The following is a 20,232-nucleotide window of genomic DNA, read 5'->3' on the forward strand; positions in this document are numbered from 1 at the left end:
GCGGTGTGGAGGTGCTCCAGGTGCACGGGCGGGCGCCCGCGGCCGTGCAGGACGCGGTGCTGGCGCCCGGGGAGCGGCGGCGGGTGCTTGGTGGGCCACGGCGCTCTTCACGCGGGTGTGTCAGCCGTTGCGCTTCCAGCGCGGCTTGTCCTCGCGGCGCTGGAAGGAACCGCCGCCGCGGTGGTCGTCACGACGGCCGTACGGACGGTCGTGCCCGCCGGAGCGGAAGCCCGGACGGTCGTCGCGGCGGTCCCGGTTGAAGGGACGGTCGCTGCCCCGGTGCCCACCGCGCTCGTCCCGGCGGAAGCCGCCGCGGTCACGGTCGCGGTTGAAGCCACCGCGGTCGTCACGACGCTCGAACGAACGCCCGCCACGGTCGTCACGGCGCTCGAAGGAACGGCCGCCCCGGTCGTCACGACGGAAGCCGCCGCGCTCACCGCGGTCGCCCCGGTCCGCCCGGTCGTCCCGGCGGAAGCCGCCACGGTCACGGTCGAAGGAACGACCCCCACGGTCCCGGTCCCGGTCACGGTCGCGGTCCCGGTCACGGTCGCGGTTGAACCCACCGCGGTCGTCACGACGCTCGAACGAACGCCCGCCACGGTCACGGTCGCGGTCGCGGTCGAAGGACCGGCCACCCCGGTCACGGTCGAAGGAGCGGTCACCACGGTCACGGTCGAAGGACCGGTCACGGTCGGCGTACCGGTCACGCCCGGCTCCGCCGCGCTCCTCGCGCTCGACGTCCTGCGCGGTCGGCTGCTCCGGCACCGACACCTCGACACCGGCCGGAACCTCCGCGGCCTCGCCGGCCGCCTGGGGCTCCTCGCCGCGCTCGCGCGTGACCCGCGCCAGCAGCCGGTCGGCCTCCTCGCGCAGCTCGTTCGCCCGCCGCTGCGCCCGCTCCAGCTCCTTGGTGAGCTGGGCGACCTCGCGCTCGGCCTGCTGCGCGGCGTTGCCCACCGACTCGGCCTGGACCTCGGTCATCGACCGGGCGCCGGTGATCTCGGCGACCTCCGGGTCGAAGGTGCCCGCGCCCTGGATGATGTGGCGCGTGGCGTCGACGCCCGCGTCCTCCATCAGCCGGAAGATCTGACGCCGCTGGTGCGGCAGCGACAGCGACACGACCGTGCCCGTGCGGCCGGCCCGGGCCGTACGGCCCGCGCGGTGCAGGTAGTCCTTGTGGTCGCCGGCCGGGTCCACGTTCAGCACCAGGTCGATGCCGTCGACGTGGATGCCGCGCGCGGCGACGTCGGTCGCGACGAGGACGTTGACGTACCCGTCCTTGAAGTCGGCCAGGGTCCGCGTCCGCGCGCCCTGGGTCATGCCGCCGTGCAGCGCGTCGGCCTTCACACCGGCGTCGCGCAGCTGCTCGGCGACGCGGTCGGCGCCCAGCTGGGTGCGGACGAAGATGATCGTGCGGCCCTTGCGAGAGGCGATGGCCGCGGTGACCGGCGCCTTGTCCTTGGGCTTCACGATGAGGATGTGGTGCGACATGGTCGTCACGGCGCCCTGGGCGGCGTCGACCTCGTGGCTGACCGGGTTGTCCAGGTACCGGTCGACGAGCGTCTTGATCTCGTTCTCCATGGTCGCGGAGAACAGCATCCGCTGACCGCCCGCGGGGACCTGGTCGAGCAGTTCGGTGACCTCGGGCATGAAGCCCAGGTCCGACATCTGGTCGGCCTCGTCGAGAACGGCGATCTGCACGTTCTCCAGCGAGCAGGCGCCGCGGTTGATGATGTCGCGCAGCCGGCCGGGCGTGGCGACCAGGATGTCGACGCCCTTCTCCAGGGCGTAGATCTGGTTGCCCATGGACGTGCCGCCGCAGACGACCTTCATCTTCAGGCCGAGGACATCGCCGTACGGCTGGAGCGCGTCGGCGACCTGCATGGCGAGTTCACGGGTCGGCGTGAGGATGACGGCGCGCGGCTTGTGCTTCTCGGTCCGGCCGCCGGCGAGCGTGGCCAGGGTCGGCAGACCGAACGACAGGGTCTTGCCGGAGCCGGTGCGGCCCCGGCCGAGGATGTCCTTGCCGGCCAGGGCGTCCGGGATGGTCGCGGCCTGGATCGGGAAGGGGGTGGTCACGCCGTTCTGCGCGAGCTTGCGCACGACACCCTCGGGGAGACCGAGGTCGGCGAAGGTGATCTCGGGAGCGTCTTCGACGGCCTCGTTCTCGGGCACGACGACGTGATCAGTACTGGCGATGGACATGCGAATGCGAAACCTTCCGGAGTCTCAAGTCGGCACGCGCCCGTCAACTCCGTGATTCGCGATTCGCAATACGACCGCCTCTATGCGGTCCACCACGGCAAAGGAGAGTACGCGCCACACGGCGCGCTCTGCGGTGGCGCCGGGCAAGATGGGATCAAACGATCTGCCACCATACGCACTCCGGGCCCCGCAAGGCAAACCGGACTGGTACGGCTGTCTCCATAAGGCGCGCCGGGCGCTGTTTGTTCCCGGCGGAGCGTTCCCGGCGCGACTCCCGGCCCGCCCCGCAGGACGCCCGGCTCGCCCCGCGGGACTACGCCGGTGAGCCCGCCTCCGGCGCCGGCTCCCGCTGGGCGAGCTGCGTCCCCGGCGGCTCGTGCGCGGACGACGACGGCTCCGGCGTCGGCTCCGGGGACGTCGTCGGCTCGGGCGGCGTCGGCGTGGGCTCCGGCTCGGTCGTCCGGGTGGGCGTGGGCTGCGCCGGCGGCTTCGGCGTCGGCTTGGCCGGCTTCACCGGCTTGCCGCCCCGGGGCGCGGACGCGCTCGCGTCCGGGGTCGGCGACGCCTCGGGCGACGCCGACTCGCCGGGCCCGCCGCGCTCGCCCTTCTTCCCCTTCTTGCCCTTGCCGCGCCCGCGCTCACCGTCGGCCGCCGCGGCCCCGAACCCGCCGGCGCCGCCCGACACGGCCGAGCCGCCGTCCGGCGCCTCCCCGCCCCGCTGCGCGGCGGAGTGCGAGGGCTTGGCGCTCCCGCCCGTGTCGTCGTCCCCCACACTCATGCAGCCGGCGGCAGCGGCGACGGCCACGACGGTGGCGGCCAGGCGGGCGGGTACGAACAAGGGGCGCACGGGGCCACCTCCGGGAAGGGTGATGGAGTCAACACCTCCAACTCCCGCCGCCCACAAGAGGACACGCGCCCCGTATTCACAACCCGGTCAGCCGTAGCCGAGGGCGTGAAGGCGCGCGTCGTCGATGCCGAAGTGGTGCGCGATCTCGTGCACCACGGTGATCTCCGTCTCGGCGACGACGTCCTCCCGCGACTCGCACATCCGCAGGGTCGGGTTCCGGTAGATGGTGATCCGGTCCGGCAGCACACCGGCGTACCACTCACCCCGGTCCGTCAGCGGTGTCCCCTCGTACAGTCCGAGCAACTCGGGATCGTCCGCCGGCGGCTCGTCCTCGACGAACACCGCGACGTTGTCCATCAGTCGCGTCAGCTCCAGCGGGATCCGGTCGAGCGCCTCGGCGACCAGCTCCTCGAACTCCTCGCGCGTCATCTCCAGCACAGGCCCATTGTCGGCCACGTCCCCGCCGTACGAGAGCCTTACGGCGTCGCATATCCGGCGCGGGACTTGGGCATACGGGACCAATGGCCCGCGTCCCCGCCGCAGTCCTGAGTGTCCTGAATCCGATCCGCAAGGCCCCGCGCGCCCTGGCCCGCCACTACCGCTCCCGCCAGGCGCCGACCACGATCGAGCTCGTGCCGCAGCCCCATCCGTGGGCCCGCGCGGCGGGACTCGTGGCCGTCGTCCTCTTCGGCGCCTGGCTGGGCCTGCTGGTCGTGGGCAACGTCCGGGTGCCGGTCGGCCCCATGAACACCACGATGGCGCTGCGCCCCTCCTTCACCGGCGGCACGAAGATCAACATCTCGCCCCTGGGCGCCCTCCAGCTGGACAGCCACCTCGCCCCGGTCCGCCTGGACGTGAACGTCGACCAGCTCGACCCGGACCGCTCCCAGGCCCTGGTCGACCACCCCGAGCGTCTCTCCGGCCTCCAGGACGAGGTCACCCAGGACGTCGGCCGCGGCACCCTCGACCTGGCCGTACGGTCGTCCGTGGCCGTCGTCACCGGCGCCACCGCCCTCGGCCTCGCGGTCTACCGCCGCCCCCGCCGCGCCCTGGCCGCCGGGGGCCTCGCCCTCACCCTCCTCGCGGCCTCGGGCGGCACGGCGTACGCCACCTGGCGCCCCGACTCGGTCCTGGAGCCGAAGTTCTCCGGCCTGCTCACCTCGGCCCCGTCCCTGGTCGGCAACGCGCGCAGCATCGTCACGGAATTCGACGTCTACCAGAAGGAATTGGCCCGCCTGGTCACCAACGTGACCAAGCTCTACGACGCCACCTCGACCCTCCCCGCCTACGCGCCCGACCCCTCCACGATCCGGGTGCTGCACGTCTCCGACATCCATCTGAACCCGGCGAGCTGGAAGATCATCGCCTCGCTGGTGGAGCAGTACAAGGTCGATGTGATCGTCGACTCGGGCGACACGATGGACCACGGCACGGCCGCCGAGAACGGCTTCCTTGACCCCATCGAGGACCTCGGGGCGCCCTACGTCTGGGTCCGCGGCAACCACGACTCGATGATCACCCAGCGGTACATGGAGGGCCTGAAGAACGTGCACGTCCTGGACGGCGGCCGGGCCGAGACGATCAAGGGGCTGCGTTTCGCGGGCATCGGCGACCCCCAGTTCACCCCGGACCGCTCGAAGCAGCCCGGCGCCGAGCAGTCCCAGGAGCTGGCCGGTGCCCGCCTGGCCACGGCCCTGCGCGACCAGCGCACCGCGGGCACCCCGGTCGACGTCGCCATGGCCCACGAGCCCTCCGCCGCCCGCGAGGTCGACGGCGAGGTCCCCCTGGTCCTGGCCGGCCATCTCCACCACGACGAGATGGAGGTCCTGAAGTACGGCACCCGGCTCCGCATCGAGGGCTCCACGGGCGGCAGCGGCCTGCGCGCCATCGAGGGCAAGCACCCGGACCCCATCGAGGCGTCGATCCTCTACTTCGACCGGGACACCCGCCATCTCCAGGCCTGGGACGAGATCGAGCTGGGCGGCCTGGGCCTCACGACGGCCGAGGTCAGCCGCCACCTCCCGGAGGAGAACCAGCCCGGTGCCGAGCCGTCCCCGAGCACCCCCTCGGAGACCGGTCCCTCCCCCTCCTCCTAAACCGTTTTGGCGATAGCTCCCGCCATCCCATATGCTTCTCACGTCCCCGACGCGCTGAGAAGCGCCCAGGCGGGCCGATAGCCCTCATCGTCTAGCGGCCTAGGACGCCGCCCTTTCAAGGCGGTAGCACGGGTTCGAATCCCGTTGGGGGCACGCACCACCCTGTGCGACACTGTCGTACGAAGCTTGGTCCTGTGGAGCAGTTTGGAGTGCTCGCCACCCTGTCAAGGTGGAGGCCGCGGGTTCAAATCCCGTCAGGACCGCTGAGGTTTCACGTGAAACCTCGTGGCTGGGTAGCTCAGTTGGTACGAGCGTCCGCCTGAAAAGCGGAAGGTCGCCGGTTCGACCCCGGCCCCAGCCACAACCGCCCTCACCAGGGCTTGAGCCCCTCTCCGTCACCATCGGAGAGGGGCTCTTTCGTGCCGTCTACGCCAACCGGTACGCCAACGCCCTCAGGAGAGGGTGTCCCCAAGCTTCCGGAGCGCCTTCCTCTGTTCGTCCAGCGACGCGTGAGCGTAGACCTTCATGGTCACCCCGATGTCGCTGTGGCCGACGATCTGCCGGACGACGTGGGGCGGCACGCCCAGGTCAAGCAGGAGCGACACAGCGGAGTGACGCAGGTCATGGAACCTGATCTCCAGCCCCAGCCGAGAGCGCAGCGGGTGCCAGCTCCGCCGCAGGTTGTCCGGCTCCAGCGGGGTGCCGATACGGGACGTGAAGATCAGCCCGTGTTCCTTCCACTCGATGCCGGCAGCGGCCCGCTCCCGCGCCTGCCGCTCGCGGTGCTCGGTGAGCGCCTTCACGACGACGGGCGGGAGAGGGACGGTACGCACCGAAGCGAGGGTCTTGGGCTTGACCAGCCTCAGCTCACCGCCGACGCGCTGTAGCGCTCGCTCCACGATCAGCGTTTCCCGGTCCAGGTCGACCGCGTCCCAGCGCAGCCCGAGCAGCTCCCCACGGCGCATCCCCAGGACCAGGGCGAGCACGTACAGCGCGTGCAACCGGTCCTCGGCAGACTCACGGATGAGGAGCCGGGCGTCAGCGACGCTGAGCCCCTTCCCGGTGTCGTACGAGGGCGTGGGGACCTGAACGAGCTGGGCGACGTTCCGCACGATCAGTTCCTCCCGTACGGCGTTCTGGAGGGCGTTGCGGAGCACGGCATGAATGGACTGCACCATGCGGCGGGACAGCAGGGCCTTGCAGCACTCCCCCGTCGCGCAGCACTGCGGCTCCGGCCGTTCCTTGTCCCAGCCGTGCTTGCAGCACTGGCACTCGGAGGCGACACGGGCCAGCCACGTCCGGACCTCGGCGGCCCGCAGGGTGCGGATCTTCTTCCGGCCCAGCCCCGGGATCAGGTGGACCCGGACCACGCTCTCGTAGCCCTGGTAGGTCTTGGGGCGGCGGTTGATCTTCACCACGGTCGCGAGCCAGTAGATCAAGTAGTCCTCCAGGTTCATGTTCGTGTCGGGCACCGGGATGCCCTGGTTCTCCTGCGCCTGGAGTTCGGTGATCTTCTGGCGCACCTCGTCGCGGGTCTTGCCGTAGACCGAGACGCGCTTGCGGATGCCGCTGGTCGTCGTCACGTACACGCGGCCGTGGTACGTGCCGTCCTTGCGGATCGTGATGCTGCCTTCGCCGTTGGCGCGCTTCGCCATCAGGCGGCCTCCCTCAACTGGTTCTGCATGAAGACATGGAGTGCATCGGCGGGCACCCTGCGAGACCGGCCGATCTTGATGCTCTGGAGCTGGTTCGAGCGGATGAGGTCGTAGACCTTGAAGCGGCTGAGGCGCAGGGCCTCCATGACCTCCGGGACCGTCAGCGCCTGGTGTGTGGTGGGCAGGGCGGTGCTCATGCGGAGATCTCCTTGGGGTGAGGAGAGAAAGGCTCAGGATGTGGTTGGCGTCACAATGCTGTGGGTCGCGGCCCATCGCGGCCCAAGCCTGTGACCTGCGGTTTTGCTCGGGGGTCTGCGGCCTATCGCGGCCCAAGCCGTGGGTCGCGATGGGCCGCGATGAGGAGTGCGGAAAGTCCCAGGTCAGACGTGACGGGCCGCGATGGGCCGCGACCCGGGGGATTCTGGGATCACCCGCTGAGTGCGATCCCGTGGTAGGTGGCGATCCGCTCCCCGGAGGGTGCCCGTGGACGCGTGCGGTTGAGCTGGGGGACGACGGAGAGCAGATTGCGGCCGAAGACCTGCTTGGTGCCGGGTTTGACGTTGTTGTCCTCGGCCCACTCCCGCCAGACGGTCCACAGGGTGTCCACCGGCACGGTGCACGCAGGCCCGGTGGTGCACCGTTCGCGGATGAAGGCGCTGGTGGGCGATGCGGTGTCGCGCATGGTGGTGATCGCTTCGCGGCTGGAGGCCGGTTCGGTGATGCGGCCGGCGCGTTCCAGGCGGGCGAGTCCTTCCAGGGCCCAGTTGATGATGCCGGGCATTTCGGCGATGAGCCGGTCGGTGAGTGTGGGGTCTTCCTTGCCCAGCCATGACAGGCGGGTGCTGAGCAGGATGAACCGGTTGGCGATGACGCCGGAGGAGTCGCCGAAGTGCGGCAGTTCGTTGGACAGGATCATCAGCCGGGTGGGCAGCTTGCCGGTCCACTGCTCGCGGTACTTGCGGTCCACGTCGATGGTGTCTTCACCGGAGATCGTCAGCAGCCGCTCTACGACCTGGCTGTTGTCGTTGCCGGCCAGGCGGGCGTCGGAGATGACCGCGAGCGGTTTGCCGACCAGGGTGGACAGGCCGAAGTTCGTGCCGAGTCCGGCGAGCGTCGGCCCGGCCAGGTTTTCCTTGCCGACCAGGGATTTCAGTACGCGGGCGATGGTGCCCTTGCCGGAGCGGGAGGGGCCGACCATGAGCAGGATCTTCTGTTGGTCGGTGCGGCCGGAGATGACGTAGCCGAACCACTCCTGGAGTGCGGTGATGGAGTCGGGGTCGTCCGGCCAGAGCTGCGCCAGAAACCCTTCCCACGTGGGTGCGGTGGCGTCGGGGTCGTAGGGGAAGGGCACAGCGACGTGGTTGAAGAACTCCGGGGTGTGCGGCAGGAGTGCCCGGTCCCGAATGCGCAGCAACCCGTTCTGACAGGCCACGATGGGGCCGTGGTCCTGTCCGGTGTCCCCGTGGTCGTCGATCCATGTGGGGGCGTCGGTGTCGGTGGGCAGGAGGGTGATGGCGCTCATGGCGTCGAGCAGGTTGCTGATCTTCGGTTTCGTGGGTGCCCAGTCGCGTTCCTCGGTCTCGCCGTCCTTGCCGGGAGCCTGAAACACGGCGTGCTCCAGCCGCTCGTACATGTGCTTGCGGACTTGGGCTTCGTCCAGCTCGCGCCAGCAGGTGCCGTTCCAGCGCATCCACGAGCCGCGCCAGCGCCGCACGATCAGGCGTCCGTTCCTCTGCCAGGCGGGCAGGAGCCGCCGGGCGACGGCGAGCGGGTTGGAGGGTGGGGGCAGTTCTTCCGTGCCGGTCATGCGGCGGTCCTCCCTTCCTTGGGGCTGCGGAGCGGGCAGGTGTCGCCGTGGGCTTCGTGGTCTTCGATCAGGGCGAGTACGCGGCGTTCGCCGAACGCGCGCAGGTGTCGGCCGCACTCGCACGTGGACAGGGCGCTGGGCTGTGCGCCGTACGGGGCCCTGATGTGCAGCCACCCCGTGATGCGGCGGTTGTCCGCCCGCTGCGGGTCAGGGCGAAGAGCAGTTGGGACGCCCTTGCGGGCGGCGCCTTTCGGCTCGCCCTCGGCCGTGGTGTCCACAGGCCGTGGAGCGGCGTGCGGCTGGGAGGTGGCGGCGGTGAGGCTCTTAGTAGGCGGGGGATTGGTCATGCCGCTCGCCCGCCGGCCGGGTTGTGGGTGATGGACCAGTCCAGGCCCCGGGCGATGACGTCGTCGTAGTAGCGCTGGGACTGAGTGGCGTTGCCCGCTGCCGCCCTACTAAGAGCCTGCTCAACCTCCCCCCGGTCGAGGTCGCCGGACGCGACCAGCCGCCCGAGTGCTCGCGCGGCCCGCAGGAGGGTGGCGTTGCGGGTGCCATCAGCGGCCGTGGCCACGTTGTGCACCTCGCCCCGCAGCGCGGCGGCGGCGTACCCATCGGCACGGGCCACGATGGGACCTGCCGGGGCCGGTGTGGGCCGCTGACGGGGCTTCAGGGCCTCGTGCAGCCAGTCGGGCAGCGGTGCGGGGTCACGGTCGTCCAGGACGGTGTACGTGCCGTCGGGCGTGGTGCTGCCGGGGGCGACGACGTACCCGCCCCACCCCCGGGTGTCGATCTTCTTCGCCAGCCGTCCGGCGGTGTTATGCAGCCGGGCGCCGGGGGGTTGGAGGAAGTACAGGTGCTCGCCACCGCGTGCGGTCCGCACTCGGTAAGTGTCGGGGACGGCCTGCCCGGCGCGCTCGCAGAGCGCTTGGAAGTTGGCGGCGCCGTCAGGCGTCCCTTTCGGTTCTTGCGGCTTGAGCGTGTCCAAGTCGACCACGAGCAGCCCGGAGGGGCCGGTCGCGATGCCGACGTTGTACGGCTGATGCGCCCATGCGGCGATGAGCAGCTCGGTGTCGGTGGTGGCGCGCTGCTCTGGGGTCTTGTGCCCGTTGGCGCAGCGGCCGGTGCCGGAGCAGAGCCGTTCGGCGTGGCCGGCGGGGCGCTTGTCGCCGGGGCGGAGTGGGATGACGCGCCAGTTTCGCCGGGTTGCTTCCAGCGCCCAGGCCAGCAGTTCCAGCCGGAGCAGGTCGGTCACGGGCGGCGGCGAGTCGGGGGCTCGCCGGATGTCGGGGGGTTGCGTCATGCTGGGGGCCTCCAACAGGTCTGATGAGGACGGGTTGGACAAGGGCGACCCCGGGTTCTTGGCGGAATGGGGGTCGCCCTTGGCGTAGCTAGCTGTGGAAGTGGTTGCGCTTGATGACGGCTTTGCGGATGTTGACCGTGGTCCCGCCCTGGTGCCTGCTCGCGCTGAACACCTGCACGGCGATCCAGCCGCCGAAGATGACGGCGGCGAGGGTGATGAGCTGGGTGACGAACGCGGTCAGGGCGGCGATGAACGAGGTGAGCAGCAGCAGGCCGCCGCATACGGCGAGGAACCCGACGCCGCCGAGGGCGACGTTCACCGCCGTTCGCGAGACGGCCGACTTGGCCGTGACGGGTTCGGGCTGGACGGGGTCGATGGCGTAGCCGGTGACGACGCGCCCGTCGGGCAGGACCACGCTCGCCACGGCCGGGACGCTGCCCGGCTGGACGGGGGTGAGCGGTGTCGCCGGCGGGTGCACGGTGATGGGCTGCGGCTGGTGGACTTCGACGGCCGTGCGGTGTTCGGGGGCGTTCATGGGGCCTCCCTGGGATGAGGGCGGGCCCGCGCCACGGTGGGGGCGCGGGCCCGTGTGGGTGGGTGTCAGGGGGTGTCAGCGGGTGGTGTCAGGAGCGCGTGACACCGCGTGTGCCTAGGGGTTTGGGTGTCAGGCGGTCGTGACGGTGTCAGGCGTCAGGCGGCCGTCAGGGCGGGGACGATGCGCCACCGGCCGGTGGTGTTCGTCGGCTCCAGGCGGCCCTCCAGGGCGGCCTCCTTGAGTCGCGCGGAGACCCACGGGCGGGAGAGGTTGTTCCGGTCGCACCAGTCCATGAAGTCCTTCGGGCCGACGACCATGTGCCCGGCCCGCTCGAACTCCTCCAGCGCCTGAGCGAACAGGCGCCGCGCCTCTTCCGGCGCCGGCTTACGCCCGCTGTCCTGCCCGAAGATCGGCGCGTCGTCGCCCTGCTCGGGCTCGGGGAGTTCTGCTTCGGGGTCGATGTCGGCGTCCTCGGGGTCGACCAGCGGCCCGTAGTCGGCGTCGTCCATGTCGTCCTCGTCCCTGGCGGCGTGCCCGGCGGGGGTGCCGTCGGGGGTGGGGCGGCCGGTGTAGGCGTTTCCGGCGACGCTGGAGGCGGCGCCGGCGGTGACAGGGTCGGCGGTCGCGCCGTTGCGCTGGGCCCAGTCGGCGAGGACCTCCATCAGGGAGACCGCGTTGGGGCCGAAGCCCCAGGTGCGGCCGGGTGAGGCGTAGCGGGTCTCGTCGATGCCGGGGGTGACGAGGTAGCAGTAGCCGGGGCGGCGGTTGCCCCAGGCGCCGGGATGGGCGCCCGCGTCCAGGACCGTGTCGGGCAGGGAGAACGACTCGTCACGCGGGTCGCAGCCGAGCGCGATCACGGACGGCAGGGACGCGCGCGTGCTGGTGGACATCTGGTCGTAGGACGGCCGCTGCAGGGACACGATCAGCGAGACGCCGGCGGACCGGGCTTCCTGGGCGATGCCGGTGAAGGCGTCGTCCCCGAGGTTGCGCAGGGTGCTGGCGGCCTCTTCCATCCACGCCACCAGGTACGGCATCCCCGTGCAGCCACACGCCCGGCCGTCGGCCCGGCACGAGTGCTGGGGGTCGTTCTGCACCTGGGCAGCCGCGGGGACCCACTGGCGGTAGTTGTGCTGGCCCAGCCAGCGGGTGCGGGCGGGGATGACGGCCTGGATCGCTTCCACCATGACCTCGGTGGGGGTGCCGCCCTCGGCGGCCCAGTCGATGCCGGGCAGCAGCGGCCGGAAGTCCTGGAACATCTTCGGATCCGACAGCCACAGCAGCACATCCCGCCGGGACAGGATCTCCGTCTGGAGGTTCAGAGCAGACTCGCCCTTGCCGGAGCCCGACATACCCGCGACGAGGACGTGGGTGCCGTTGCGCCCCTGCTCGGGGTCGCCGGGCAGCCACAGGAACATCGGGGAGCCGTCGTCGTAGCGGCCGATCACCAGCGGATCGGCGATCGAGCCGCCCAGGTTCGACGGCCCCTCCCAATAGGCGGCCTCGGCGAGCATGTCCTCAGGGACGACGACCAGTTCCCCGCGCCGGGAGGAGTCGGCATCGGGCTGGTAGCGCACGGCGGAGGTGGGCAGGTCCAGGGCGGAGGCGATTCGGCCCAGGGCCTTGGACACGTCGTCGTTGGTCTGCTCACCGGCCTCCACCGCGAGCGGGGCGGTGACCCGGTTGGGCTCCACCTTGGCGTTGCCGATCTGCGCCCGCGCCAGGCCGACCTTCTCCAGCAGCCCCTTGTCGCCGCTCTCTGCGGTGGGGGTGTCGTTGCGGCGCAGGATCATGCGGATGTTCCACGACAGCGCCAGCGCCGGGGCGCCCATCAGGTACAGGTCGGGCAGCGGGCCTGCGGTGGGTCCGGCCAGGCACGCGGCCGTGGTCCATGCGGATGCGGCGGCCACGGTGATGGCGGAGTGCAGGCGCCGCTGGGCGGTGGTGGACTTGCCCATCCACCAGGTGGCGCCGGTGAGCGCGACGGAGGCGAGGGTCAGGCCGACCCCGGCCGCCGCGCTCTCCTCCCACTTCAGGCTGCCGAGCCCGCCGGTGATGCCGATGCCGGCGGCGGCCAGCCACGGCGGCAGGTGCGGCATCGCCCGGGACAGGAGGTAGGCGCCCACCCCGCCGCCGGTGGACTGGCCGGGGAGGAGACCGGGGCCGGTGTAGTCGGCGATCAGACTGTTGTCGGGGAAGTCGGTGTGCCGCACGCGGCGGCCGGTGCTGTTCCTTGCCATCGGGCAGCCTCCTTACTGCTGGGCCCAGTTCATGACCGGCTGTTGCGGCTTGCGGGCACGGTGCCGGACGCGGTTGATCTCTTCCTCGAATTCCTGCTGGAACGTGGCGTAGCAGGCGGCGGCGTTCTTCGCGGCGCTGCGCAGGTCATCGGCGGCCTTGTTCATCTTCCGGGCGACCTTGGCGGCGCGGATCCGGGAGCCGAACGCGCGTCCCTCGGGGTCCGGCACGGCCGCGAGCACGCCCTTGAGGATCTCGGTGCCCATCGCGACCTCGATCGAGAGCGTCACGGCCGCTGCCCGCAGGGTGTTGCAGTAGTTCCGCACCTGCGCCGGGGAGGTGAAGTCCGGGGCCGGGAGCAGGGCTTCGGCGTGCGGGCGACGCCCGTTAGAGCCGGGCGCCTGCTTGTTGTTGTTCACGGTGACGTTGATCGGCGGGACGATCGAGCCGCCCAGCGCCCCGACGAACCCGCCAGCGGCGGCCCCGGCGTTGGCGAACTTGCCGGTCTTGGGGTCGTTCACGGGCCCGCGCGCACGCCGGCCGTTGGTGTTCTGCGCCATCAGACGATGTCTCCTCGGGTCAGCGGGACGGGCGGATGATGAGCCACGCGGTCTGCGTGGCGATCAGGATGAGCAGCCACAGCAGCGCGAGCGGCCCGGCGAGCGGGCCGAACCCCGCCGCCAGCGCCAGCCACACGGCGGCGAACGTGGCCAGGGCGGCCAGGGCGATGCGCCAGGCGAGCGCGGAGCTGCGGGCCGGGCGGCGACGCTGCACGAGCAGCAGCCAGACGACCGGCACGGCCGCCACGGGGGCGATGACGAGAGAGGACCACCAGGCGATCAGGTGCAGCAGCCCGGCCACCAGGAACGCGAGCACGGACAGGCCGGTCGGGGCGAGGGCGCGGCGGAACGTCCACAGGCCACGGCCCACAAAGCCGAGCGCTTCACGGGCCAGGGAGGGACGCTCGGGGACGACGATCACGAACGGGTCGGAGCGGCGGCCACGCTGACGCGGGATACGGACGGTGTGGACGCCCGCCGCCGTCTTCACGGAGCGGGCACGGGTACGGCTGGGCACAGCGAAACTCCCGTTCAGGTCGGAGGGGTTCAGGCGGCGGTGCGCTGCTCTTCGGCGGCCAGGCACAGGCCGCAGATGCCGTGCGAGGTGGGGATGCAGTAGCCGACGTCCAGTCGGCAGCGCGGGCAGGTACGCCGGGCGAGCATCGCCAGGGCCAGCGCGCCCCACTTGCGGGACGTCATCGGCCTCACCGGCTTGGCCAGGTCCTCGCGGTAGAGGTAGGCAACCCGGACCGTGCCGTAGCGGCGGTTGACCCGCATGAGCTGAGCGGCGACCGGCTGCCCACCGGGCCGTAAGCCCCGAGCCCGGAGCTGTCGACGAGTGGCGTAGCCGTCCGGCGCGTAGCGCCAGGGGAAGGTGGGGATGCCGTAGCGGGCCCCGCTCGGATCGAAGCACGTGGCGTAGGCGGTCGCCATCAGACCACCGCCTCAACCGACTCGAACTCGCGGGCGGCGTCACGCACTTCCTGGAGGCGGGCGGACACCCAGCCGACGGACCAGCCGGTGTCCTCGGCCAGCTGGCGCACCGAACGCTGCCCCTCACGGAAAGACCGGATGTAGGAGCGGGCCTCGGCCTCCGGCATCTTCGTGAACACATCCGCCCCGTTCACGGAGCTGTTCACGGCCCCAGCGGGAGTGTTCATGGCCGCCTGCTCGCCGACCGTGTCGACCGCTGCCGGGGCGGGTTCGAGTGCCTGTCGCTCGCGCCGTGAACGCTCGGCCTGCTCCTGCTGTTCACGCCGCAGGGCATCGGCGCGCTGCTGTTCCTCGCGGCGCACCCGCTCTTCGTATTCGCGCTGCTCACGCCGCATCTCCGCTTCGCGATCGAGGCGTTCACGCTCCAGTCGGGCGGCGTGCTCGCGCTCAGCGGCCCGCTCGGCGGCCTCGCGCTCCGCGCGCTCCCGCTCCAGCCGCTCAGCGTGCTCGCGAGCGGACTGTTCAGCGCGTTCACGCTCCAGCCGCTCGTGTTCACGCTGCTCGCGCTCGCGCTGTTCACGCTCCGCCTCCTCGGCGGCCCGTGAACGCTCGATGCGCTCCTGCGCCCGGCCGATCGCCCGCCGGTAGGCCAGACCGGCCTCTGCCGTGACGATCAGCAGCAGCGGCGCCACAGAGTGGACGGCGACGCCTACCAGGTCGCCCTTGAGGGCGCTGTCGCCGATGTTGAGCAGCAGGGTCATCAGCCCGGTCATCCACCGCAGCACCCCCGGCCACGGCCCGGAGCTCCCGCCGAGACGGGCCACGGTCGCATCCAGGCGGATCACGATGACCACCGCCGCGTCGACCACAAGCGGCAGGATCGGAGCCGTCCACGCCCACTCATCGGGGGTGACCCGCTCCACCAGGGGCGTGACGGTCAAGACGGAGAACAGCACCGCGCCGGCGGTGATGGCCCAGGTGCCCCGGGCAAGGGTCTTCTCGACGGACTCAAGCTGCGCCGGGGTCAGCGGCTCGCTCACGCCCCGACCCCCGAAACCGTGACGGACAGGTTCGTCAGCTCCACCCGCGCGGCCAGCGCCCGACGGCGGGCCCGGCGCAGCCGGCGCGCGTCCAACTCGGCCGGCGTCCGGTCGAGGGTGGCGATGTGAGCGTCCAGCAGCTCAATGTCCGCCACGATGACGGGCATCTCCTGCTCGATCGCCTCCAGCTCCGCACCCGTCGGCTCCATCCAGTCGGCGAACGCGGTAACAGCTTCCTGAACAGTGACGATGTGGCTCATTGGGTCGTGTTGTCCTTCCACAGGTGAACGGCCCGAACAGCGCCCCCCGGAGTAGCCGCTCCGGGGGCGCGCGCCGATGAAGTCGGGAGATCCGGCTCCCCTCAGCGCTGCTCGTACGAGACGAGCAGCGGAGGCAACCGGCCGCAGCAGACGAGCTGCGGAGGGGTTGAGGTATCGCTGTACTCGCACGTGGGGACAGAACCCACGCACGCCGCCCTCTTGCTCGCAGAGGTGGGGCGGTGACCCTCAAGCACGCTGTTGAGTTCTCAAGCCGCAGACGCTTCCTTCGGACCCGTTTCACGGGGCCCTCCGGGCGTTCGTGCCGCCCTCTGGGCACGCCCCTCTTGGACCCAGGCGTGGCGAGGCTCAGCAACCGCTGATCGGTCGGTGCGACCGGCGAGCACATCCCTAAGGTTCCCTAGGGTTCCCTGCGGTGTCAAGCGGTAAGCTAGGGAACCTAAGGGCACTACGACGAGGGAGCTGGCGAAATGGCGGGTCAGGCCGACAATCGAGCGCCGTACGCGCGGATTGCCGCCCACTACGCGGAACTGATTACGTCGGGTCAGCTCCAGCCGGGAACACTCCTACCGAGCATCAAGAACCTCTCGGAGGAGTGGAGCGTGAGCACCGCAACGGCCGAGAAGGCGTTGCGCAAACTGCGCAACGATGGCCTTGTCAGGGGGATCCACGGAATCGGGACGGAAGTCTTGGACCGCCCCGGCCCGATGTCTTCGGGATCCCAACGGCAGGACCGCGGGCGGCGTACCGGATCGAGTTGGGGATCAGGCGAGCGGTCCGACTCGCACCAGGCCGCCGTCGTGCCCGCACCGGCAGACGTGGCTCAAGCCCTGGACATCGAGCCCGGCTCCGAGGTGATCCGGCGACGCCGGGTGTACAGGGACCGGCATGGCATCGTGGCACACAGCACGTCCTGGATCCCCGCTCGGTACGGGAACCTCATCCCGCAATTGGCGATGAGCGAGCGACTGACCGGGGGAACCTCGCTCCAGCTCATCGCTCAAGCGACCGGCCGCCCGATCACCCATCGAATCGACTCCGCCTCTGCACGCCTGCTGACAGCGGAGGATGCCCAACTCCTGGAGCTGAACCCGAGTACCCCACCCGCTGAGCCAGTGGTCGTTATGACAGCGAAATTCATCGACAGCGAGGGCAGCATCGTGGAGTACGGCGTCGACCTCGGCGCTCCTGGGCGTACCTGGCGGACGGAGTCGGAGGTGTTCCAGTGACGTTCGAGGACGACACACTCTTGAGCGTGCTCGAAGACCGCTTGGGTACTCTGCTTGCCGCTCGCCACAGTGGCCCGCTCGCCCCCGAAGCCAATGCCGAAATGTCTGCCATCACCCAGACAATGACAAGGTCAATGCCCTCACGTCCGCCGCTCTGTGTTCTGATGGCCGGGCTGCCCGGCTCCGGCAAGACAACGCTCGCGCGGGTTTTCACCGCTCGCGGGTTCGTGCGCCTGTCCGTCGATGAGGAGATGTGGCGCCGCCACGGCGTGTACGGCGTGGACTTCCCACGGGGTACTTTCCCCACCCTTGAGCGTCCGGTCCTTGAGGATCTCGCCGTGGAGCTTCGCAACCACTTGGAGGCCGGGCACGACGTTGTCGTCGACCACGGCTTCTGGACCCCGGACGATCGCGCACGCTGGCGGGGCATCGCGACCGACGCCGGCGCCACTCCGGTGCTTGTCTATCTCGCAGCGAGCCACGACGAACTCTGGGCACGGATCAGCAAGCGCAACAAGGACCACGCGCACGACCCCAACGCGATCTATTTCTCCGAGAGCGACCTACAGCGATACCGCACTCGGTTCATCCCTCCTGGCCTCGACGAACCGCATCTCATGTACGAGGGCGACCCGGAAGCCGTAATTGTGGCTCTGGATGCCCGGCTCTGATTCTCACAGCGACATGCCGCCGCTCGCGAACCCTGCAACCAGGCCTCTCGCCGTACAGCGGATGACCACCCACATAACCGCCGACAACGCCATGCGGATACCCGGACCCCCCTCCTGCGACAGAACGTAGTTTTGCACCTACAGGGTGTGACGATAGTGCCGAGATTACACTCTCGCACCGTCATAGCTGGACTCGATTTCACTCCTTACCCGTCAGTTCTACGCGGATAGAAATAAGCACGGAATCAACCCTTCCGACCTTACAGGCAGTAATAAGTGCTGCACGGGGAAACTTTTTCTTCTCCACAGTGTGGGTAAATCAAAGTCCCAGCTCAGGGGCCATACTGTGGATCCTCCTGTGGGTATTCCACTGGCCTGTCCACCGGGTCGTGCACAGGAAACATGGGTTTACGCACAGTAGCGCTACTGTTATCCACAAGCCCTGTGGATAACCAGATTGGCGGCTGGTCAAGTCACTGTCACTATTGCCGCCAACGGGTGGCGTGGTCGCAAAAAGGCGGCCCCCGCTGGCACGGGAGCCGCCCCGACCTTGTCCCTAGCAGAGGAAGGTCTGCGATGACGGTACCCACGAATCCTCGGACGCCGCACTCCGAGGTATGCGCCGAAGTGGAAGAGAGCCCTTCTGTGGATACCAGGCCGCGCCCCCGCCGAAGGCTCGTCGCCCTCGGTGTCGCCCTGATCGGGTTCGGGGTAGTTGCCCTGGTGCTGGCCTTCCCGGGGCTTGCGGCCCCTATCGGTACGTCTGCCGGTGTTATTGCCGCCGTGGTCCCGCTGGTACAGCGCATGGGACGGGGCGGGTCGTCCGGCGACGGATCGGCAGGCGAACCTTAGATTCAAGCCGAAGGCGGCACAGCTACGCCCGCAAGGGCGGCGGGCGTGTCATCCAACGTCCCCCGGGATGGGGGACGATAGGCCTACGCCTGCCGCACCTCAGGCACGCTGAGCGCCGCCACTGCAACGCCGCACGAGGTACGACCAGTAAGAAGACACCGTGCGCGTACGCCAACCTGTACGCCAACAGCAGCGCACAATCACAGCTCTTGGCCACCTCTCACGGCCCCCATGATCAGGCTCCACCCCTCCAGGACACGGCCTGAAAAGCGGAAGGTCGCCGGTTCGACCCCGGCCCCAGCCACCGCAGCCCTGACCAGGGCTTGAGCCCCTCTCCCCTAACCCGAGAGAGGGGCTCTTTCGTGTCGTCCACGCACAGGTCCGCGTCAGCCTCTCAGGGGCCTCAGCGGGGACCGACCCATGTGGTCAGGGCGGCCAGCAGTGCCTCCTGGTCGTGGTCGTCCGCGGCCCACGCGACATAGCCGTCCGGCCGTACCAGCAGCAGTGCCGGTCCTTGGGGAGTCGCCGGGGCGACGGTGATCAGCCGCTCGTCCCAGCCCGTCACCTCGGGGCACCGGCCGACGAGGACGAAGCGACAGGCGCGCAGGGCCTCGTACAGCCGTCTCGCGGTGCCGGTGCCCGGGGCGAGAGGCAGGTCGGGGGCGCGCCGGCCGGTGTGCGGGTGAGCGCCGGGCGGTGCCGGATAGGCGATGGAGATCCCCGTCGCCTCGGCCGCGAGACGGTCGGCCAGGGGTGGCAGCGCGGCGGCGGCCCGCGAGGCCAGGTTCATGGCGGTGCGCAGCACGGGCGTGTGGATCAGTGCCAGCCGCATCATCCGGCCGCTGTCCCGGATCACCTTCCGGCCGATCGGGTGCCGCTCGGCCTGGTACCCGTCGAGCAGCGCCTCCGGGGCCCGCCCCCGCACCACCGCGGTCAGCCGCCAGGCCAGATTGGCGGCGTCCTGCAGACCGGTGTTCATGCCCTGGCCACCCGCCGGGGAGTGCACGTGCGCGGCGTCGCCCGCGAGCAGCACCCGGCCGAGCCGGTAGCGCGGCGCCTGGCGTTCGTCGGTCTGGAAGCGGGAGAGCCAGCGCGGGTCGTGCATGCCGAAGTCGGTCCCGAGGGCCTTGCGGGTGATGGTCCGCACGTCCTCCAGATCGAGCGGGGCCTCCACGGGCAGCTGTTTGGCGCGGTCCCAGGCGACCACCCGGTGCCAGCCGTCGCCCAGCGGGGAGACGAAGGCGATCCCCTCCCGGACCGCGTTCGCCAGCGGCATGCCCTGCGGCACGGTCAGCCGGACGTCGGCGAGCATCACCGAGCGCAGCGCCGCCCGGCCGGGGAACGGAAAGCCCAGCGTCCTGCGCACCACGCTGTTCATACCGTCCGCACCGACCGCGTAACGGGCGCGCCAGGTGTCCGCGCTGCCGTCGGACCGGCGTACGGACACGCTCACGCCGTCGGCGTCCTGCCGGAGACCGGTGACCTCCGCGCCGAGCCGCACGTCGGCGCCGAGTGCCCCGGCCCGTTTCGCCAGCACCGCCTCGGTCTCGTGCTGCGGGGTCAGCAGCATGTACGGGAACCGGCTCGGCAGGCGCTTCAGGTCCAGCTGGGCGTCCCCGATCATCTGGAGCTTGCCGATCCGGACCCCGCGGGTGACGAGTTCGTCGGCGACGCCCCGGGCGTCCAGCAGCTCCAGCGTGCGCGCGTGGACCGCGAAGGCACGGGTGAGCAGCGACTCCTGAGCGCGGCGCTCCAGCACGGTGACGGAAACGCCCGCCGCTGCAAGGTCTCCCGCGAGCATCAGACCGGTGGGACCGGCCCCCACGATCAACACTTCGGTGGCTTCATGCATGGGACGGGAGGCCCTCCAATCAGGTGCGGCTGCCGTACGGCCTCGGCGCCCATGCAATCCCCGCCCGAACGAGAAACGGTCAAACCTCACTCCGCGCCGACGCGAAGGGACCCGCCCAGGCGCCCGCCCTGCCGCCC

Annotated in this window: 18 protein-coding genes and 3 tRNA genes; 6 read left to right on the forward strand and 15 right to left on the reverse strand. The window is 70.5% G+C overall.

Annotated features, from left to right (window positions below; translation table 11 throughout):
- Nucleotides 1-120: 120 nt before the first annotated feature.
- The 3 genes from ABZ948_RS37190 to ABZ948_RS37200 form a co-directional block, all read right to left on the reverse strand.
- Nucleotides 121-2,205 carry a DEAD/DEAH box helicase gene (locus ABZ948_RS37190; RefSeq protein WP_359767273.1) on the reverse strand — a complete coding sequence of 695 codons (2,085 nt, stop codon included), beginning with the start codon at nucleotides 2,203-2,205 and terminating at the stop codon, nucleotides 121-123.
- A 313-nt stretch (nucleotides 2,206-2,518) separates the two neighbouring features.
- Complete coding sequence (locus ABZ948_RS37195; protein WP_359767274.1) at nucleotides 2,519-3,052, reverse strand: hypothetical protein; 534 nt, start codon at nucleotides 3,050-3,052, stop codon at nucleotides 2,519-2,521.
- 87 nt (nucleotides 3,053-3,139) lie between these two features.
- A complete protein-coding gene (locus tag ABZ948_RS37200) occupies nucleotides 3,140-3,490 on the reverse strand; it encodes a metallopeptidase family protein (protein WP_359767276.1) in 351 nt (116 codons plus the stop codon).
- 83 nt (nucleotides 3,491-3,573) lie between these two features.
- Between ABZ948_RS37200 and ABZ948_RS37205 the strand changes: the two genes are divergently transcribed.
- The 4 genes from ABZ948_RS37205 to ABZ948_RS37220 all read left to right on the forward strand — a co-directional run bounded on the left by ABZ948_RS37205 (nucleotide 3,574) and on the right by ABZ948_RS37220 (nucleotide 5,509).
- Nucleotides 3,574-5,148, forward strand: a complete 1,575-nt coding sequence (locus ABZ948_RS37205) for a metallophosphoesterase family protein (RefSeq protein ID WP_359767278.1) — start codon at nucleotides 3,574-3,576, stop codon at nucleotides 5,146-5,148.
- An 80-nt stretch (nucleotides 5,149-5,228) separates the two neighbouring features.
- Nucleotides 5,229-5,301, forward strand: a tRNA-Glu gene (locus ABZ948_RS37210).
- Nucleotides 5,302-5,336: 35 nt separating this feature from the next.
- Nucleotides 5,337-5,411: transfer RNA gene (locus ABZ948_RS37215), tRNA-Asp, on the forward strand.
- A gap of 24 nt (nucleotides 5,412-5,435) precedes the next feature.
- Nucleotides 5,436-5,509, forward strand: a tRNA-Phe gene (locus ABZ948_RS37220).
- A gap of 91 nt (nucleotides 5,510-5,600) precedes the next feature.
- Here the strand turns inward: ABZ948_RS37220 and ABZ948_RS37225 are convergent.
- From ABZ948_RS37225 to ABZ948_RS37275, 11 genes are all read right to left on the reverse strand, one after another.
- Entirely contained in the window at nucleotides 5,601-6,803 is a 1,203-nt protein-coding gene (locus tag ABZ948_RS37225) for a site-specific integrase (protein WP_359767280.1), read from the reverse strand.
- Entirely contained in the window at nucleotides 6,803-7,000 is a 198-nt protein-coding gene (locus ABZ948_RS37230; protein ID WP_359767282.1) for a helix-turn-helix domain-containing protein, read from the reverse strand. Before ABZ948_RS37230 ends, ABZ948_RS37225 begins: the two co-directional genes overlap by 1 nt.
- 230 nt (nucleotides 7,001-7,230) lie before the next feature.
- The gene (locus tag ABZ948_RS37235) at nucleotides 7,231-8,610 is read right to left on the reverse strand and encodes a DNA primase family protein (RefSeq protein ID WP_359767284.1); all 1,380 of its coding nucleotides are present in this window, start codon (nucleotides 8,608-8,610) and stop codon (nucleotides 7,231-7,233) included.
- 343 nt (nucleotides 8,611-8,953) lie between these two features.
- Nucleotides 8,954-9,910 carry a bifunctional DNA primase/polymerase gene (locus ABZ948_RS37240; RefSeq protein ID WP_359767286.1) on the reverse strand — a complete coding sequence of 319 codons (957 nt, stop codon included), beginning with the start codon at nucleotides 9,908-9,910 and terminating at the stop codon, nucleotides 8,954-8,956.
- An 88-nt stretch (nucleotides 9,911-9,998) separates the two neighbouring features.
- Entirely contained in the window at nucleotides 9,999-10,445 is a 447-nt protein-coding gene (locus tag ABZ948_RS37245; protein WP_359767288.1) for a hypothetical protein, read from the reverse strand.
- Nucleotides 10,446-10,600: 155 nt separating this feature from the next.
- Nucleotides 10,601-12,682 carry a plasmid transfer protein TraB gene (traB, locus tag ABZ948_RS37250; protein WP_359767290.1) on the reverse strand — a complete coding sequence of 694 codons (2,082 nt, stop codon included), beginning with the start codon at nucleotides 12,680-12,682 and terminating at the stop codon, nucleotides 10,601-10,603.
- Between the two features lie 12 nt (nucleotides 12,683-12,694).
- Nucleotides 12,695-13,240: a plasmid transfer protein TraA gene (gene traA, locus ABZ948_RS37255; RefSeq protein WP_359767292.1), complete on the reverse strand. Its 546-nt coding sequence runs from the start codon at nucleotides 13,238-13,240 to the stop codon at nucleotides 12,695-12,697.
- 19 nt (nucleotides 13,241-13,259) lie between these two features.
- Nucleotides 13,260-13,757 (reverse strand): hypothetical protein, encoded by a 498-nt coding sequence (locus ABZ948_RS37260; protein ID WP_359767294.1) that lies wholly within the window; start codon nucleotides 13,755-13,757, stop codon nucleotides 13,260-13,262.
- Between the two features lie 29 nt (nucleotides 13,758-13,786).
- On the reverse strand, nucleotides 13,787-14,173 hold the full coding sequence (locus tag ABZ948_RS37265) for an RRQRL motif-containing zinc-binding protein (RefSeq protein WP_359767296.1): 387 nt from the start codon (nucleotides 14,171-14,173) through the stop codon (nucleotides 13,787-13,789).
- The gene (locus tag ABZ948_RS37270; protein WP_359767298.1) at nucleotides 14,173-15,213 is read right to left on the reverse strand and encodes a DUF2637 domain-containing protein; all 1,041 of its coding nucleotides are present in this window, start codon (nucleotides 15,211-15,213) and stop codon (nucleotides 14,173-14,175) included. The genes ABZ948_RS37265 and ABZ948_RS37270 overlap by 1 nt, the downstream gene beginning before the upstream one ends.
- The gene (locus tag ABZ948_RS37275) at nucleotides 15,210-15,473 is read right to left on the reverse strand and encodes a DUF6284 family protein (RefSeq protein ID WP_359767300.1); all 264 of its coding nucleotides are present in this window, start codon (nucleotides 15,471-15,473) and stop codon (nucleotides 15,210-15,212) included. The genes ABZ948_RS37270 and ABZ948_RS37275 overlap by 4 nt, the downstream gene beginning before the upstream one ends.
- Before the next feature lie 488 nt (nucleotides 15,474-15,961).
- On the opposite strand from ABZ948_RS37275, the gene ABZ948_RS37280 reads away from it, so the two are divergent.
- The gene (locus tag ABZ948_RS37280) at nucleotides 15,962-16,720 is read left to right on the forward strand and encodes a GntR family transcriptional regulator (RefSeq protein ID WP_359767302.1); all 759 of its coding nucleotides are present in this window, start codon (nucleotides 15,962-15,964) and stop codon (nucleotides 16,718-16,720) included.
- On the forward strand, nucleotides 16,717-17,391 hold the full coding sequence (locus tag ABZ948_RS37285) for a P-loop nucleotide/nucleoside kinase family protein (RefSeq protein ID WP_359767304.1): 675 nt from the start codon (nucleotides 16,717-16,719) through the stop codon (nucleotides 17,389-17,391). The genes ABZ948_RS37280 and ABZ948_RS37285 overlap by 4 nt, the downstream gene beginning before the upstream one ends.
- Before the next feature lie 1,255 nt (nucleotides 17,392-18,646).
- On the opposite strand, the gene ABZ948_RS37290 is transcribed toward ABZ948_RS37285, so the two are convergent.
- Complete coding sequence (locus tag ABZ948_RS37290; RefSeq protein WP_359767306.1) at nucleotides 18,647-20,095, reverse strand: FAD-dependent monooxygenase; 1,449 nt, start codon at nucleotides 20,093-20,095, stop codon at nucleotides 18,647-18,649.
- Nucleotides 20,096-20,232 lie beyond the last annotated feature (137 nt).

Origin of the sequence: Streptomyces olindensis (genome assembly GCF_040645895.1) — a bacterium.
Classification (GTDB): Bacteria; Actinomycetota; Actinomycetes; order Streptomycetales; family Streptomycetaceae; genus Streptomyces; species Streptomyces olindensis.

What these genes read in the sequence shown, in the direction of transcription:
- ABZ948_RS37190 (WP_359767273.1), bottom strand. Translation starts at nt 2,205, where the DNA reads ATGTCCATCGCCAGTACTGATCACGTCGTCGTGCCCGAGAACGAGGCC.
- ABZ948_RS37205 (WP_359767278.1), top strand. Translation starts at nt 3,574, where the DNA reads ATGGCCCGCGTCCCCGCCGCAGTCCTGAGTGTCCTGAATCCGATCCGC.
- ABZ948_RS37225 (WP_359767280.1), bottom strand. Translation starts at nt 6,803, where the DNA reads ATGGCGAAGCGCGCCAACGGCGAAGGCAGCATCACGATCCGCAAGGAC.
- ABZ948_RS37230 (WP_359767282.1), bottom strand. Translation starts at nt 7,000, where the DNA reads ATGAGCACCGCCCTGCCCACCACACACCAGGCGCTGACGGTCCCGGAG.
- ABZ948_RS37235 (WP_359767284.1), bottom strand. Translation starts at nt 8,610, where the DNA reads ATGACCGGCACGGAAGAACTGCCCCCACCCTCCAACCCGCTCGCCGTC.
- ABZ948_RS37240 (WP_359767286.1), bottom strand. Translation starts at nt 9,910, where the DNA reads ATGACGCAACCCCCCGACATCCGGCGAGCCCCCGACTCGCCGCCGCCC.
- ABZ948_RS37245 (WP_359767288.1), bottom strand. Translation starts at nt 10,445, where the DNA reads ATGAACGCCCCCGAACACCGCACGGCCGTCGAAGTCCACCAGCCGCAG.
- traB (WP_359767290.1), bottom strand. Translation starts at nt 12,682, where the DNA reads ATGGCAAGGAACAGCACCGGCCGCCGCGTGCGGCACACCGACTTCCCC.
- traA (WP_359767292.1), bottom strand. Translation starts at nt 13,240, where the DNA reads ATGGCGCAGAACACCAACGGCCGGCGTGCGCGCGGGCCCGTGAACGAC.
- ABZ948_RS37265 (WP_359767296.1), bottom strand. Translation starts at nt 14,173, where the DNA reads ATGGCGACCGCCTACGCCACGTGCTTCGATCCGAGCGGGGCCCGCTAC.
- ABZ948_RS37275 (WP_359767300.1), bottom strand. Translation starts at nt 15,473, where the DNA reads ATGAGCCACATCGTCACTGTTCAGGAAGCTGTTACCGCGTTCGCCGAC.
- ABZ948_RS37280 (WP_359767302.1), top strand. Translation starts at nt 15,962, where the DNA reads ATGGCGGGTCAGGCCGACAATCGAGCGCCGTACGCGCGGATTGCCGCC.
- ABZ948_RS37290 (WP_359767306.1), bottom strand. Translation starts at nt 20,095, where the DNA reads ATGCATGAAGCCACCGAAGTGTTGATCGTGGGGGCCGGTCCCACCGGT.